General features: G+C 74.4%; 12 protein-coding genes. 4 read left to right on the forward strand and 8 right to left on the reverse strand.

The window, feature by feature from the left end; translation table 11 throughout:
• Nucleotides 1-16: 16 nt before the first annotated feature.
• Both ACLBYG_RS04040 and ACLBYG_RS04045 read right to left on the reverse strand, forming a co-directional pair.
• On the reverse strand, nt 17-3,493 hold the full coding sequence (locus ACLBYG_RS04040) for an AAA family ATPase (protein ID WP_447680659.1): 3,477 nt from the start codon (nt 3,491-3,493) through the stop codon (nt 17-19).
• A 22-nt stretch (nt 3,494-3,515) separates the two neighbouring features.
• Nucleotides 3,516-4,754 (reverse strand): metallophosphoesterase family protein, encoded by a 1,239-nt coding sequence (locus ACLBYG_RS04045; RefSeq protein ID WP_447680660.1) that lies wholly within the window; start codon nt 4,752-4,754, stop codon nt 3,516-3,518.
• A 243-nt stretch (nt 4,755-4,997) separates the two neighbouring features.
• Between ACLBYG_RS04045 and ACLBYG_RS04050 the strand changes: the two genes are divergently transcribed.
• Nucleotides 4,998-5,783 (forward strand): endonuclease/exonuclease/phosphatase family protein, encoded by a 786-nt coding sequence (locus tag ACLBYG_RS04050; RefSeq protein WP_170862974.1) that lies wholly within the window; start codon nt 4,998-5,000, stop codon nt 5,781-5,783.
• Here ACLBYG_RS04050 and ACLBYG_RS04055 read toward each other — a convergent pair.
• The 4 genes from ACLBYG_RS04055 to ACLBYG_RS04070 all read right to left on the reverse strand — a co-directional run bounded on the left by ACLBYG_RS04055 (nt 5,701) and on the right by ACLBYG_RS04070 (nt 9,056).
• Nucleotides 5,701-7,137 carry a phospholipase D-like domain-containing protein gene (locus tag ACLBYG_RS04055; RefSeq protein WP_042673793.1) on the reverse strand — a complete coding sequence of 479 codons (1,437 nt, stop codon included), beginning with the start codon at nt 7,135-7,137 and terminating at the stop codon, nt 5,701-5,703. The genes ACLBYG_RS04050 and ACLBYG_RS04055 overlap by 83 nt on opposite strands.
• 65 nt (nt 7,138-7,202) lie before the next feature.
• Nucleotides 7,203-7,514: a hypothetical protein gene (locus ACLBYG_RS04060; RefSeq protein WP_447680661.1), complete on the reverse strand. Its 312-nt coding sequence runs from the start codon at nt 7,512-7,514 to the stop codon at nt 7,203-7,205.
• Between the two features lie 140 nt (nt 7,515-7,654).
• Nucleotides 7,655-8,467 carry an enoyl-CoA hydratase gene (locus ACLBYG_RS04065; RefSeq protein WP_447680662.1) on the reverse strand — a complete coding sequence of 271 codons (813 nt, stop codon included), beginning with the start codon at nt 8,465-8,467 and terminating at the stop codon, nt 7,655-7,657.
• 118 nt (nt 8,468-8,585) lie between these two features.
• A complete protein-coding gene (locus tag ACLBYG_RS04070) occupies nt 8,586-9,056 on the reverse strand; it encodes an AMP-dependent synthetase (protein WP_091976969.1) in 471 nt (156 codons plus the stop codon).
• A 285-nt stretch (nt 9,057-9,341) separates the two neighbouring features.
• Here ACLBYG_RS04070 and ACLBYG_RS04075 point away from each other — a divergent pair, with 285 nt between their 5' ends.
• Nucleotides 9,342-9,770, forward strand: coding sequence for a hypothetical protein (locus ACLBYG_RS04075; protein ID WP_447680663.1), 429 nt, complete (start codon nt 9,342-9,344; stop codon nt 9,768-9,770).
• Nucleotides 9,771-9,795: 25 nt separating this feature from the next.
• On the opposite strand, the gene ACLBYG_RS04080 is transcribed toward ACLBYG_RS04075, so the two are convergent.
• Nucleotides 9,796-10,485, reverse strand: coding sequence for a uracil-DNA glycosylase (locus ACLBYG_RS04080; protein WP_447680664.1), 690 nt, complete (start codon nt 10,483-10,485; stop codon nt 9,796-9,798).
• A gap of 292 nt (nt 10,486-10,777) precedes the next feature.
• Between ACLBYG_RS04080 and hemH the strand changes: the two genes are divergently transcribed.
• Nucleotides 10,778-11,860 (forward strand): ferrochelatase, encoded by a 1,083-nt coding sequence (gene hemH / locus ACLBYG_RS04085; RefSeq protein WP_042673806.1) that lies wholly within the window; start codon nt 10,778-10,780, stop codon nt 11,858-11,860.
• 93 nt (nt 11,861-11,953) lie between these two features.
• Complete coding sequence (locus ACLBYG_RS04090) at nt 11,954-12,112, forward strand: hypothetical protein (RefSeq protein ID WP_020093373.1); 159 nt, start codon at nt 11,954-11,956, stop codon at nt 12,110-12,112.
• A gap of 46 nt (nt 12,113-12,158) precedes the next feature.
• On the opposite strand, the gene ACLBYG_RS04095 is transcribed toward ACLBYG_RS04090, so the two are convergent.
• Complete coding sequence (locus ACLBYG_RS04095) at nt 12,159-13,073, reverse strand: peptidylprolyl isomerase (RefSeq protein ID WP_447680665.1); 915 nt, start codon at nt 13,071-13,073, stop codon at nt 12,159-12,161.
• Nucleotides 13,074-13,081: the final 8 nt, after the last annotated feature.

The raw sequence follows: 13,081 nt of genomic DNA on the forward strand, positions 1-13,081 counted from the left end.
CCTCCGCCGGCGACGCCTAGAGCGTCACGACGTCGACGGCGTCGCCGAGCCGGTCGCGGGCGATGTCCGCGACGTGGCGGTGGTGCGTGAACAGGATCGGCTGGACCCGGGCGCCGATCGCCGCGAGCGCGTCGAGGCCGTAGCCGGTCCGGGTCTCGTCGAAGGTCGAGAACAGGTCGTCGCCGATGAAGGGGGCCGGCTCGGCGCGGCCGGCGTAATCCTCCAGATAGGCCAGCCGCAGGGCGAGATAGAGCTGATCGCGGGTGCCCTCGCTCATGCCCTCGATCGCGACCGTGCCGCCGCCGGCGCGCTGCCCGGCGAGCTTCGGCGTGTCGGCCTCGTCGTAGATCTGCGCCAGACCGGAGAACGCGCCGCCGGTGAGAGCCTGGAACAGCGCGCCCGCCCGGGTGACGAGCGGGTCCTGCTGTCCCGCGCGGTGGCGGGCGACCGCCTGCCCGAGCATCAGACCGGCGAGCCGCAGCACGGCCCAGGAGCGGGAAGCCGCCTGGAGATCCGCCTCCGCGGCCTTGCGCTCCGCGAGGGCCAGCTCGGCGCCGGTGCCGCCCTCGAGCTCCGCCCGCCGCCGCTCCGCCCGGTCGCGGTCCGCGAAGATGACCTGCCCGCGCTCGGCCTGCTCGTCGGCCTCGAGCGACAGCCGCGCCAGCTCCGCCTCGATCGCCTCCGGCGACACGGTCTCCAGGCCGGCGCGCAACTCGGCCTCCGGAAGCCCGTCCGCCGCGCCCGCGAGCGTGCCGCGGAGCCGCAGGCGCTCGGCGCGCAGCGCCTCGCGCGCGCTGAGGCGGCCGAACAGCCGGTCGATCTCCGGCGTCGGTGCCGCGGCGAGGTCCGGCATCACCTCGGCCACCTGCCGGGCGAGCGTCGCCCGCGCCGCGTCGCGCGAGTCGCAGGCGCCGCGATGGGCGGCCTCGGCCTCGTCGCGGCGGCGGTCGAGCTCGGCGCGGCGCGCCTCGCGGGCCTGCGCGGCGACGAGGCGGCCGTGGAGCGATCGGACCGCGCCGGCGGGCGACACCTCCGCGAGGTCGGGCGCCAGGGCCTCGACCAGGGCGGCGGCGTTGGCTCGGAACGCCTCCATGTCCCGGCGGATCCCCGCCGAGCGGCGCTGCAGGGCGGCCCGCTCCGCCAGCCGGTCGGGCACGCTGCGCCACGCCTCCAGCGCGCCCTCGGCCTCCTCCGGACCGGCCGTGCCGTCGAGGCCGAGGGGCAGCAGCGCCGCCTCCCAGTCGGCCCGCCAGGCGGCCCGGCGGGCGGCGGTCTCCGCGAGGCTCGCTTCCAGCCGCGCGACGGACAGTCCGGCCGCGCGCAGCAGGCCGGCGGTCTGCAGGTTGGCCTCCCAGCGGCTCGCCAAGGCGGCGATCCGCGCTTCGAGACCGTCCAGCGCGGCGGCGATCTCGAGGTCCGGCGCGGCGTCGAGGCCGGCGCGGCTGCGCAGGTCGGCCAGGGGCCCCCGCGCGGCCTCGATCCGTGCCAGGAGCCGGTCGGCCTCGATCCGCTGCGCGGCGAGGCGCTGCTCGGCCTCGATCAGGCTCTCCACCTCGGCGAGCCAGGCCGCCATCTCGGCCGGAGGACCGGGCACGAGCCCGGCAGGCCGCCACGCCTCGCGCCACGCCGCCTCGCCCGCCGCGATCTCCGCGGCGAGACCGGCGAGGACGTCGTCGGCTCGCGCGGCCTCCGCCTCCTCGGCGGCGAGCCGTTCCAGGTCGGCCGCGTGGGCGGCGACCCGGGCGGCGTCGGAGGCGCGCTCGTCCGCGACGCGGTCGGCCTCGAGGAGCGCGCGCTCGAAGGCCGCGACCTCGGCGACGGCGGCCGCCCGGCCGGCCGCGAGGGCGTCGCGCAGCGGCGCGAACGCCGCGTCGCGGGTTGACCGCAGGGCGTCGAGCCGCTCCCGGGTGGCGACGGGCCGGCCGGCCTCGCGCTCGCGCAGCCGCGCCCGGGTGACCGCGACCTGCCGGCGGGCCGCGTCGCACCGGTCGGCGGCCCGTTCGTGCTCGCGGGTCTTCGCCTCGAGGCCCTGACGGTAGCGCGCGACCGTGTCGGGGGCGGGCAGGGGCGTCCGCACGAGAGCGGCGAGGTCGGGCACCGGCGGCGACAGCCGCTCGGCCTGGTTGCGCAGCAGCGCCGCCTCCCGGCGGATCGCGCCGTCGAGGGTGTCGCGGGCGGCGATCCACTCGTGCAGTCGGGCGAGGGGCTTCAGCGCCTCCCGGAGCGGGGTCGGATCCCGGGCCGCGTCGGCCGCCTCCACCTCGCGGGCGAGGCGTTCCTGCTCGGCGCGGGCGGCGGCGAGGTCGCGGGCGATCTGCTCCTCGGCGGCCGCCAGGGTCCGACCGTCGCGGATCAGCCGCTCGGTCCGCGCCCGCGCGGCGTCCGGGGGCTGGCGGGCCTCGAGCGCGGCGAGGTCGGGCACGCCGATCCGGGCGCGCAGCCGCTCCAGATCCAGCCCGACCTTGTGGGCGTCGCCCTCGATGCGGGGCAGGTCGGTGCCGCCCTTCTCGAACTCCCGGGTGCCGCTGAACGCCGCCAGGATCTCGTCCGCCCGATGGGTCAGCCCCGGCTCGACCGGCACCGATTCGGCCTCGCCGCGGGCCCGGTCGCGCGCGGTCTCGGCCCGCTCCGCCTCGGCGTCCGCGGCGCGGCACGCGTCCAGGGCCGCCCCCAGGCGGGCGATCCAGGCGGGATCCGCGTCGACGAGGTCGGTTTCGGCGGCGATGCGCCGCTCCAGCGCGTCGATCTCGGCGATGATCGGGCGGACGCGCTTGAACCGCTCCAGCCGGGCGCGCGCGACCGCGCCGGCCTTCTGCTCGGACCGGAGCGCCTCGAGCTGCGCGGCCGCCGCGGCGATCTCGTCGTTCAGGGCGCGCCAGTCGCCGGCGCGCAGGCCCCGCTCGCGGATCGCTCGCCGGGCCGTCTCATGGCGCTCCAGCGCCTGGTAGAAGGTCCGGTGCTTGGCCTGGCGCGGGGCGAAGATGGCGTCGGCCTCCGCGTCGAGCGTCGTCTGCAGCTCCGTGAGGCCGCGCAGGCCCGAGCCCGCCGCGAACAGGCTCGCGCCGACCTCGCCCTCAACGTCGACCATCTCGCGGCCCCCGGCCCGGAGGCTCGCCGCGTCGAGCCCGAAGGCCCGGCAGAACACCGTCCGGGACAGGCCGCCGAGGAACGGCGCCAGCGCGTCGTCGGCGAGCGGCGCGTCGGCGGCGTCGATGAGGGTGCGGCTGTTGCCCTTCCGGCGGCGGAAGGACAGCCGGCGTCCGTCGGCGGCGGCGATCTCCGCGCCGAGGCGCAGCTGCGGCATGTCGTGCAGGAAGGCGTAGGGCGTCGTCTTCCCGAAGCCGAACAGCAGGTCGGTGACCGCCGCCAGCGCGGTGCTCTTGCCGGCCTCGTTGGCGCCCAGCACCACGTGCAGGCGCGCGTCGGGCCGGAACGCGACGGTGCGGTCCGTGAAGGCGCCGTAGCGCTCGAGGGCGAGGCGGATCAGGCGCATCGGGGGTCCATGGGCGCGCGCCTCAGCAGTGCCGGCCGCCGAGGCGTCCGAGGACGAGGGCCTCGGCCTCGGCGCAGAGCGCGTCGAACTCCGCGTCGAGGTCGGCCTCGGCGGCGGCCGTCCCCGGCATCCGGCCGCCGATCTCGGCCAGCGCCGCCTTCGCCCGGGCGCGGAACTCGGGGTCGCGGTCGAGGTCGGCGAGCAGGGCCGCGGGGTCGATGGCGGCGCCGGTCGGCTCCGCCGCGGCGCGCGGGCGGCGGGTCTCGATCTTCAGGCGCTCCAGCCAGATGTCCTCGTGCAGCCGGTGGGCGGCCGCCTGGATCTCGGCCGTCAGGGACTCGCGATCGGCCGCGAGGGCGTCGTGGGCCCGGGTCGTCCCGGCGAGGTGGACGCGGACCAGGAGCAGCCGGCGCGCCGCGATCCCGGCCAGGGGCCTCAGCGCCGCCTCGACGGCCTCGACGGCGCCGCGCGCGTCGGCCACCGCCGCGAGGTCGACCGTGATCTGCTCGAATCGCGCCCGGTCGAGGGGCAGGCGGCTGACGCCGGTCACCCGCCCGTCGGCGACGTCGACCACGACGGCGCCCTTCTCGCCGCACTCGCGCACGCTCCGGCCCTGGAGATTGCCGGGGAACACGATCCAGGGATCCCGGGACAGCTCCGCGTACTCGTGGATGTGGCCCAGCGCCCAGTACTCGTAGCCCCGGGCCGCGAGGTCGGCGACCGAGCAGGGGGCGTAGGTCTCGTGGGCGGCGTGGCCGGTGCAGGAGGTGTGCAGGACGCCGAGGTTGAACCAGCCCGGCACGGCGGCCGGGTAGGTGAGCGAGAGGTTCTCCTCCACCGCCCGGCCCTGGAAGCTGCGGCCGTGGACCGCGACGCGGAGCGCGTCGAGGCGGAGGGTGCCGGCGCGGGCGGTCGGGAAGACGTGGACGGAGGCCGGCAGCGTGATCGAGCGCGTGATGACGCTCTCGGCGTCGTGGTTGCCGCGCACGAGGATCGTCCGGATACCGGCGCGGTCGAGGCGGGCGACCTGCCGGGCGAAGAACAGGCCGATCGTGGTGTCGGCCCAGTCGCCGTCGTAGACGTCACCCGCGACAACGACGAAGGCGACCGACCGCTCGATCGCCTGGGTCACCAGATCCTCGAAGGCCTGCCGGCTCGCCGCGGCGAGGCGCCGGGCCAGTTCCGCGTCGCGCGCGGCGAGGCCCGACAGCGGGCTGCCGAGATGCAGGTCGGCGGCATGGATGAAGCTGAACGCCGTCATGGCCTCCGGACGGGATCGGTGGGAGGGCGGCGCGCGGCAATCCGCGGAGCGGCCGGCGTCGCCCTGCCGGCTCTTAGGCCGCCGACCGGGTCGGCCTCAAGCGTCGCCCGGCGATGGGCTGTGGGGCGCCCAGGTCGGACCGCGCCCGCGCCCGGCGCGCATGCGGTCGAACGTCCCGGCTCCGGGCGCGTTAGAGCGTGGCGGTGGCGGGAGCGCCGCGCGTTGAGGTACGAGACCGGCCCGATGAATCCTGCTGCACGCCCGGCCCGCTCCACCCCCGCACCGTCACCCGTCACGCCGATCCGCCCCGCCGAGCGGCCGCACCAGCCCTTCAAGATCGTGAGCTGGAACTTGCTGCGGCGCACCGGCGCGGCGGTGGACGACGTCGCCGCCCTCGTCGCGCAGGAGAAGCCCGACCTGCTGCTGATGCAGGAGGCGACCCGCGCCATCGGCTTCCTGCTGGACCGGATCGGCGGCCACTACGCCTGGGCGCCCCTGCCGGGCCGGATTCACGGGCTCGCCATGTGGAGCCCGAAGCCCTGGGCGGCGCCGCCCCGGGTCATCGCGCTCCCCTCCGGCGCCCTCGTGCACCGGGTCTGCCAGATCCTCGATCTCGGCGAGTTCGGCGTGGCCAACGTCCACCTGTCGCACGGACAGATGCTGAACCGGCGCCAGCTGCGGCGCATCGTCAGCGAGCTGCCGCCGCGAGCGGCCGTGCTCGGCGACTACAATATCGTCGGCCCGGCGCTGATCCCGGGCTTCCGCGACGTCGGACCGCGGCAATCGACCCACGCGATGGTCGAGGTGCTGCCGCTGCGGCTCGACCGCTGCCTCGCCCGCGGGCTTGTCTGCCACGCGCACGCGGTGCTGCCGCGGGGACGCTCCGATCACCGGCCGATCGTCGTCCATCTCGGCCCGGCGCCGGAGGCGCACGCCCCCGCCCGTTTCAAAGGTATGGCAGCAGCAGTCGCACGCCTGCGTCGCGCAGACGGATCGGCAGGCCGCGCGCGGCGAGATCCTCCCGGCTGAGCCGCGCCTCCATCTTGCCGCGCATGAACCGGTCGAGGTCGGCGGCGAGGTCGGCGTCGATGATCTCGACGTTCAGCTCGAAATTGAGCCGGAAGCTGCGCATGTCCCAGTTGGCGCTGCCGACGAAGCACCAGATGTCGTCGACCACCATCGCCTTGGAATGGTCGAAGGGCGGCTCGTCGAGCCAGACGTTCACGCCGGCCCGCAGCAGCGGGTCGAGATGCGCCCGGGTCGCCCAGTCGATGTACGGGTGGTCGCTGACCCGCGGGATGATCACGTCGACGGTGATGCCCCGGGTCGCGGCCTGGGCGAGGGCGCCGGTCACCAGCTCGTCGGGAAGGAAGTAGGGCGTCACGAAGCGCACCGACCGGCGCGCGCAGGCGAGCGCCTGGAGGATGACCTGCTCGATCTTCTCGACGTCCGCGTCCGGGCCGGAGGTCACCGCCCGGGCGACGCTCGGTCCGCAGGGCTCGAGGTCGACGAACCACGGGGGGCCGTCGAGGATCTCGCCGTCCACGAAGGCCCAGTCGGCCGCGAACGCGGCGGCGAGCTGCTCGACCACGGGGCCGGTCAGGCGGAAATGCGTGTCCCGGATCGGGTGCTCGGGCTTCAGGGCGACGCGGTTCGGGTGCGAGATGTTGAGGCCGCCCGTGAAGGCGATCCGGCCGTCGACGATCAGCAGCTTCTTGTGCGAGCGCAGATTGAGGAACGGCATCCGCCAGGGGAGGGCGGAGTGCATGAACAGGGCGGCCGGCACCCCGGCGGCCGTCAGGCGGTGGTAGACCGGCGCCCGGAAATAGCCGCCGCCGATCCCGTCGATGATGACGCGGACCTGCACGCCCCGGGCCTTCGCCTCCACGAGGGCGTCGCAGAATTCGCGGCCGGTGGCGTCGTCCCGGAAGATGTAGCTCGACAGGCCGATGCTGGACCGCGCCGCGCGGATCGCCGCCAGCATCTGCGGATAGCCGGCGTCGCCGTTGCGGAACATCTGCACGGTGTTGCCCGCGAAGGCCGGCAGGCTCGTGATCCGCCGGATCGCCCGGTCGAGGGGCCAGAGCGCCTCCGGCACCACGGCGTCGTCGGTGTCGGGCAGCTGCGTCGCGTCGGACGGCTTGGTCCGCAGCCGCCGCGCGCGGCGCGAGACCCGGTTGATACCGAAGGTCAGGTACAGGGCGGTGCCGAAGATCGGCGACAGCCACGCGAGCCCGATCCAGCCCACCGCCACGCTGACCCGGCGCTTGCGCAGCAGGGCGTGCAGGGTGACGCCGATCGCCAGCGCGAAGCCGATCAGGGCCTCGACATCCGACCGCATCAGGGCGGTCGACTGGACCCAGCGGGTGATCGCGTTTTCCAAGGTGAGGCTATCCGGGTTCGCGTCGGGAGGCGCCGGATCGACCTGAAGCGCATGCGGCGGGCGGATTAATCCGCCGGCTTGGCCGGATGCGCAATGGGCGCGGCGGCCGCGGGCCGCTCGCAGCGATAGGGTCCGCTGCCGTCGAGGGCCCCGTACAGGACCCGGCCGCCGGAAGCGATACAGCGCGCCTTGGCCTCGGCATAGGGCCGGTGAAAGCTCCAGATGGTGATCATCGGCCCGATCGTCGCGAGGCAGACGCCGCCGAAGATCACGGCGGCGGCCCAGGTCGCGCCGTTGCGGTTCGGCCGCGGGGGCCGCGGCGGCGGCATCGTGCCGTAGAAGGACAGCGTCAGACCGAGCAGGTCGAGGGTGCTCATCAGCCGTTCCGCGTGGCGGCGCCGAGCCCGGCAGGGTCGGACAGGCCCCTCATCCTAGGGCAGGGCGGCGCCATCACCTATGCGCGTCGCGCCGGAGGGCCTGCGTCGTATCGCGCCAGTGCGCGGACCGGGACGCCGGCTCACGGCTCCCAGCGGGGCGGCCGCTTGCCCAGGAACGCGTCGATCCCCTCCTGCGCGTCGGCCATCATCATGTTCCGGGTCATGACCTCGGCGGTGTAGCCGTAGGCGTCCTCCAGGCCCATCTCGATCTGCCGGCCGAACGCCTCCTTGCCGATCGCCAGGACGCGCCGGGCCTTCCCGGCGATCCGGGCCGCCAGGGCGCCCACCGCCGCGTCGAGCTCCGCCTCCGGCACGACGCGGTTGACCAGCCCGATCCGCTGGGCCTCCGCGGCGTCGATCGGCTCACCGACCAGCAGCATCTCTAGGGCGGCCTTGCGCGATACGGCGCGTGACAGGGCGACCATCGGGGTCGAGCAGAACAGGCCGATCTGCACCCCCGGCGTGGCGAAGCGGGCGGTCTCGGCGCACACGGCGAGATCGCAGGTGGCCACGAGTTGGCAGCCGGCGGCGGTGGCGATCCCGTGCACCCGGGCGATCACCGGCTGCGGCAGGCGCGTGAGGCTCAGCATCAGCCGCGCGCAGGTGCGGAACACCGCCTCGGTCGCCGCGCGGGACGGATCGGCGCGCATCTCCTTGAGGTCGTGCCCGGCGCAGAAGGCGGGGCCGGCCCCCTCCAGGATCACCACCCGCACGGACGGATCCACGCGGATCGCATCGAGCTGCGCCTGGAGCGCGCCCATCAGGGCCATCGACAGGGCGTTGCGGGCCTGCGGCCGGTTCAGCGTCAGCGTCGCGACCCCGTCGGCGTCGCTGCGCAACAGCACCGGCGCCTCCGGGCTGGCGGCGTGGGCCGTGGCAAGGGCTGCGGTCATGGCGGCGTCTCCCGGCGCCGGCCTCCCTGGCACGGGGCCGGTCGCGTCGCCGGACGGTAGCACGCAGGGTTCAGGTCCGCGACGGTGCCGCGACTCGCGATCCGCGATGCGGCGGTTGTCAGGCGTGCTCGGCCAGGGCGAGGTCGAGGCTCGCGTAGTCGGCGCCCGGACCGTTCCACCACACCGCCGGATAGGCGGTGAGCCGGCCCATCACGCCGGCATAGGCGTCGGCGAGCGCGGTATCGACGACGACCAGCCCGGCGCCCGACTGCGCGAGGCTTTCCGCCAGCGCCGCGTCGCGGCCGGCGCAGTCGAGGCAGACGACGCGGAGCCCGAGACGGGTGAGGCCGAGGCGCATGGCCTCGACCTGCCCGAGATCCTGCACCAGGAGCGCCACGGCCTGCCCGGCCCGCAGGCCCTCGCCCCAGGCCCAGCGCGAGACGCGGTGCGGACAGACCGCCGCGACCGGCACCGCCGGCGCGCCGCGCCGCTCCGCGCTGGCGGCTCCTTGCGCACCCGGCCGGGCGCGCCGGTCGGCGTCGCGAGCCGGGAGTGGGATGGAGGCCGCCGGGTGATGGACGCCGTACATGCGATGCGGACCGCCTGAATCTGGACACACTGCAGGTCCTGGCGTGACGCGAGCAGGTTAACACTCTCTCTCACCCGGGCGTTCCGTCGAAAAACGACCGTCTTTTCGTCGACGCGCGGGCCGGCGCCTGGATCTATGGCGAACGGGCCGTGAACCGGGACGGGTGAATTGCCGACATCTCGGGCCGCATCTTCGGTCGCATTGGCGCGCGCGCGGGTCCGGCCTATGTCCCGCCCGCCAGAGGCGGCCCGCGAGAGGCCGCCCCCGATCGAGGAACCGCCGCGCATGCGCCCCACTACGACCCGGATCACATTCCTCGCCGCCGTCACGCTCGCGGCCCTGCCGGCGCAGGCGCAGATCCGGAACGCCCCGTCGCCGCGGGCCCTGGAATTCGCCGCCTACATCTTCGCGGCCTCGAACGTCTGCGGCTACCGGATCGGCAGCGACCAGTTCGAGGCCCTGCTGGCGAAGCAGAACGTGCAGATCGGCGACGTCCAGCCGCGCGGACCGTTCGGCAACCGGGTGCAGACCATGTTCACGCTGATGTCGAACCAGATGGCGCAGAACCGCGACCAGGCCTGCCTCGCGGTGGCCGGTGAGTACGGGCCCGAGGGCAAGGTGGCCAAGAACGTGCTCCTGCCCGCCGGCCAGGACCCCGCCGGCCAGGACCCCGCCGCGCCGGCGAAGCCCGCCGAGCCCGCCAAGCCGCAATAGCCCATTCGCGGGATCGCCGCCGGCCTCAGCCGAGGCGCCAGTCGATCGGCGGGCGCCCGTGCGCGGCGAGCCAGCGGTTGGCCCGGTCGAACGGGTCGGAGCCGGGAAAATCCCGGGCCCGGTTGAGCGGCGAGGGGTGTCCGCTCTCGAACACGCCGTGGCGGGTCGCGTCGACGAGCGCGGCCCTGGCCCGCGCCTGGGCGCCCCAGAGCAGGAACACGGCGGGCTCCGCGCGGGCCGAGACGGCGCTCACGGCCTGATCGGTCAGAGCGGCCCAGCCGTAGCGCAGGTGCGCCCCGGCCTTGCCGGCCTCGACGGTGAGCGCGCTGTTGAGCAGGAGCACGCCCTGCCGCGCCCAGGGCGTCAGGTCGCCGCCGGCGGCGCGGTCGGATCCCGCCTCCGCCAGGATCACCTTCAGCGAGGCGGGCAGGCGACCGGAGCCGACGAACGAGAAGGCGAGGCCGTTGGCGTCGCCCGGCGTCGGGTACGGATCCTGCCCGAGGATCACGGCCCGCACGTCCTGCAGCGGGGTCTCGGCCAAGGCGCGGAAGATCCGGTCCGGTGCCGGCAGCACCCGGGCGCCCGCGGCGATTCGGGCATCGACCCGCGCCGCCACGGCGTCGGCCTCCCCGCCGGCGAAGAACGGCAGGCTCAGCCAGGGCGAACCGGAGGCGCGGAAGGCCGTGAGGGCGTCGGCGACGGGTGTGGCGGCCATGGTCTCTCGCGATCGGTTTCCACGCCGAGATAGGAGCCGGACGCGCACCGCCATCGGCGCGGCGGTTGCGGCCGGGAGCCGCCCGTGTTTAGGGACGGGGGTCGAGCGTGCGGCCTGTCGCGGTGCGGCATGTCGCGTCCGCCCTTCGCCGGGCGGCTTCGCACCCTACATGAAAGCGCACCCGACGGGGTTTAAGCGCCGGCCAAGCCGAGGCGTACCAGGGCGTACGCGCCGGCCGCCGGATATCGGAAGCCAGAGGAAGGATCTCGGCGCGCGGCGCCGGAACGCTGCCATGAACGAACGCGTCGAACCCGCCGCGCTGGCGAATGGCCGGCCCCTCGCACCGCTGCAGCCCGCGGCGAGCACCCTTCCGGCCGACCACCCGAAGGTGGCTTGGGGCCGCGTCGGCGTGCTCCTGATGAATCTCGGGACACCCGAGGGCACGTCCTACTGGCCGATGCGCCGGTATCTCAAGGAGTTCCTGTCGGACCGACGGGTGATCGAGGTGCCGCGGCTGATCTGGTGGCCGCTCCTCAACCTGATCATCCTGACGAAGCGCCCCGGGCCGAAGGGCCGCGACTACGCCAGCGTCTGGAACAACGCGCTCAACGAGGGGCCGCTGAAGACGATCACCCGCGGCCAGAGCGAGCGCCTCCAGGCGGCCATGGGCGAGTCCGTGGTGGTCGACTGGGCGATGCGCTACGGCAAGCCCGAGGTCGCCGGCCGGATCCAGGCGCTGCTCGACCAGGGCTGCGACCGCATCCTGCTGGTGCCGCTCTACCCGCAATACGCCGCCGCGACCTCGGCCACGGCCTGCGATCAGGCCTTCCGGGCGCTGATGGACATGCGCTGGCAGCCCACGGTGCGGGTCTCGCCGCCCTATCACGACGACCCGGTCTACATCGCCGCCATGGCCGATTCGATCCGCGAGGGCCTGGCCAAGCTCGACTTCGAGCCGGAGGTGATCCTCACCTCGTTCCACGGCGTGCCGCGGAGCTACCTGCTCAAGGGCGACCCGTACCATTGTCAGTGCCACAAGACCGGGCGCCTGATCCGCGAGGCGCTCGGCCTGTCTCCGGAGAAGATGCGGGTCACCTTCCAGTCGCGCTTCGGCAACGAGGAGTGGCTGAAGCCCTACACCGACGAGACGGTGATGGAACTCGCGAAGTCGGGCGTGAAGCGGATGGCGATCGTCGCCCCGGGCTTCACGGCGGACTGCCTGGAAACCCTCGAGGAGCTCGACGGCGAGAACCGGCACTATTTCGAGGAGAACGGCGGCGAGCGCTTCGCCTACATCCCCTGCCTGAACGACAGCGACCTCGGCATGCGGGTAATCGAGCACGTCGTGCGCCGCGAGCTCCAGGGCTGGATCTGAGATCCCGGCCGGGATGCCGCTTGCGGCGCGGCCCGGCCCGCCTATTATTTTCCTAAGCCGAACGGGCCCATCGGTTCGGCGCGGGAGGATCACATGGCGTTCTTCATCGGCATCGCGTGTCCGTGGCTGCTGATCGCGGTGCTGGACAGGATCGCCGAGGGGCGCCGCGGCGCCGAACTCTCGGCCCTCGGCATCACGCCCCAGCCGGCCCCGGCGCGATCCAGCTACCTCGTCCCGGATCGGCCGTACTGACGACACGGCGCGGCCCCGCGGGTCCGCGCCGGTCAGCCCCGGACCGTCACTTCTTCGGCTCGGGCGCGGCCTGAGCCGCCGGCGGCGCGTCGGCGCGGTCGATCTTGGCCTCCGAGCGGAGCTTCAGGATCATGTCCTGCTGCGCCTTGCGGATCAGGTGCTGGTCGATCTGCTCCTTGAGCTCGTCGAAGGTCGGCTGCGGCTTGGTCCGCTTCTCCTCGACCTTGATCACGTGCCAGCCGAACTGGGTCTTGATCGGGTCGGAGACCTGGCCAGGCTTCATCGCGAAGGCGGCGTTGGCGAAGTCGGGCACCATCCGCTCCTTGGTGAACCAGCCGAGATCGCCGCCCTCGGCCTTCGAGCCCGGGTCCTTGGACGCCTCGGCGGCGACCTTGGCGAAGTCCTCGCCGCCCTTGATGCGCGCGGCGATCTTCTTCGCCTCGGCCTCGTTGTCGACCAGGATGTGGCGCGCGTGCACCTCCTCCTCGGGCTTCATCAGCTTGACGGTCTGATCGTAGATCGCGTGCTCCGCCTCGGGCGTGACCGCGCGCTTGGCCTCCTGCTCCAGGTAGTCGTCGAGCAGGAGCTTGTCGCGGAAGTAGGCGAGCTTGCGCTTGAACTCGGGCGTGTCGCCGACCTTGGCGGCCTCGGCGGCCTGCGCGCCGACGCGGAGGTCGACCATGTAGTCGACGAGCAGGCTCTTCTTCTGGGCCTCGTCGACGCCGGGCAGTGACAGGGCCGGGTCATCGGCCGCGATGGCGAGGTCGCCCTGCGTGATCGGCTTGCCGTTCACGCTCGCCACGACCGCGTCGGCGCTCGGCGCCGCGGCCGGCGCGGCGGCGGCCGGCGTGTTGGCGGCCGGCGTAGGGGCCTTCTGGGGTGCCTGGGCCAGCGCCAGTCCCGGCATCGCGACCATGACGGCGAGCGCGCTGACGCGCCGGAGAAGGACGGTGTTCGGCATACGGGCGA

It is taken from the genome of Methylobacterium sp. D53M (genome assembly GCF_053345625.1).

Bases quoted from the DNA above. Each gene is read 5' to 3' on its own strand.
- ACLBYG_RS04040 (WP_447680659.1), bottom strand. From the start codon at position 3,493: ATGCGCCTGATCCGCCTCGCCCTCGAGCGCTACGGCGCCTTCACGGAC.
- ACLBYG_RS04045 (WP_447680660.1), bottom strand. From the start codon at position 4,754: ATGACGGCGTTCAGCTTCATCCATGCCGCCGACCTGCATCTCGGCAGC.
- ACLBYG_RS04050 (WP_170862974.1), top strand. From the start codon at position 4,998: ATGAATCCTGCTGCACGCCCGGCCCGCTCCACCCCCGCACCGTCACCC.
- ACLBYG_RS04060 (WP_447680661.1), bottom strand. From the start codon at position 7,514: ATGAGCACCCTCGACCTGCTCGGTCTGACGCTGTCCTTCTACGGCACG.
- ACLBYG_RS04065 (WP_447680662.1), bottom strand. From the start codon at position 8,467: ATGACCGCAGCCCTTGCCACGGCCCACGCCGCCAGCCCGGAGGCGCCG.
- ACLBYG_RS04070 (WP_091976969.1), bottom strand. From the start codon at position 9,056: ATGTACGGCGTCCATCACCCGGCGGCCTCCATCCCACTCCCGGCTCGC.
- ACLBYG_RS04075 (WP_447680663.1), top strand. From the start codon at position 9,342: ATGCGCCCCACTACGACCCGGATCACATTCCTCGCCGCCGTCACGCTC.
- ACLBYG_RS04080 (WP_447680664.1), bottom strand. From the start codon at position 10,485: ATGGCCGCCACACCCGTCGCCGACGCCCTCACGGCCTTCCGCGCCTCC.
- hemH (WP_042673806.1), top strand. From the start codon at position 10,778: ATGAACGAACGCGTCGAACCCGCCGCGCTGGCGAATGGCCGGCCCCTC.
- ACLBYG_RS04090 (WP_020093373.1), top strand. From the start codon at position 11,954: ATGGCGTTCTTCATCGGCATCGCGTGTCCGTGGCTGCTGATCGCGGTG.
- ACLBYG_RS04095 (WP_447680665.1), bottom strand. From the start codon at position 13,073: ATGCCGAACACCGTCCTTCTCCGGCGCGTCAGCGCGCTCGCCGTCATG.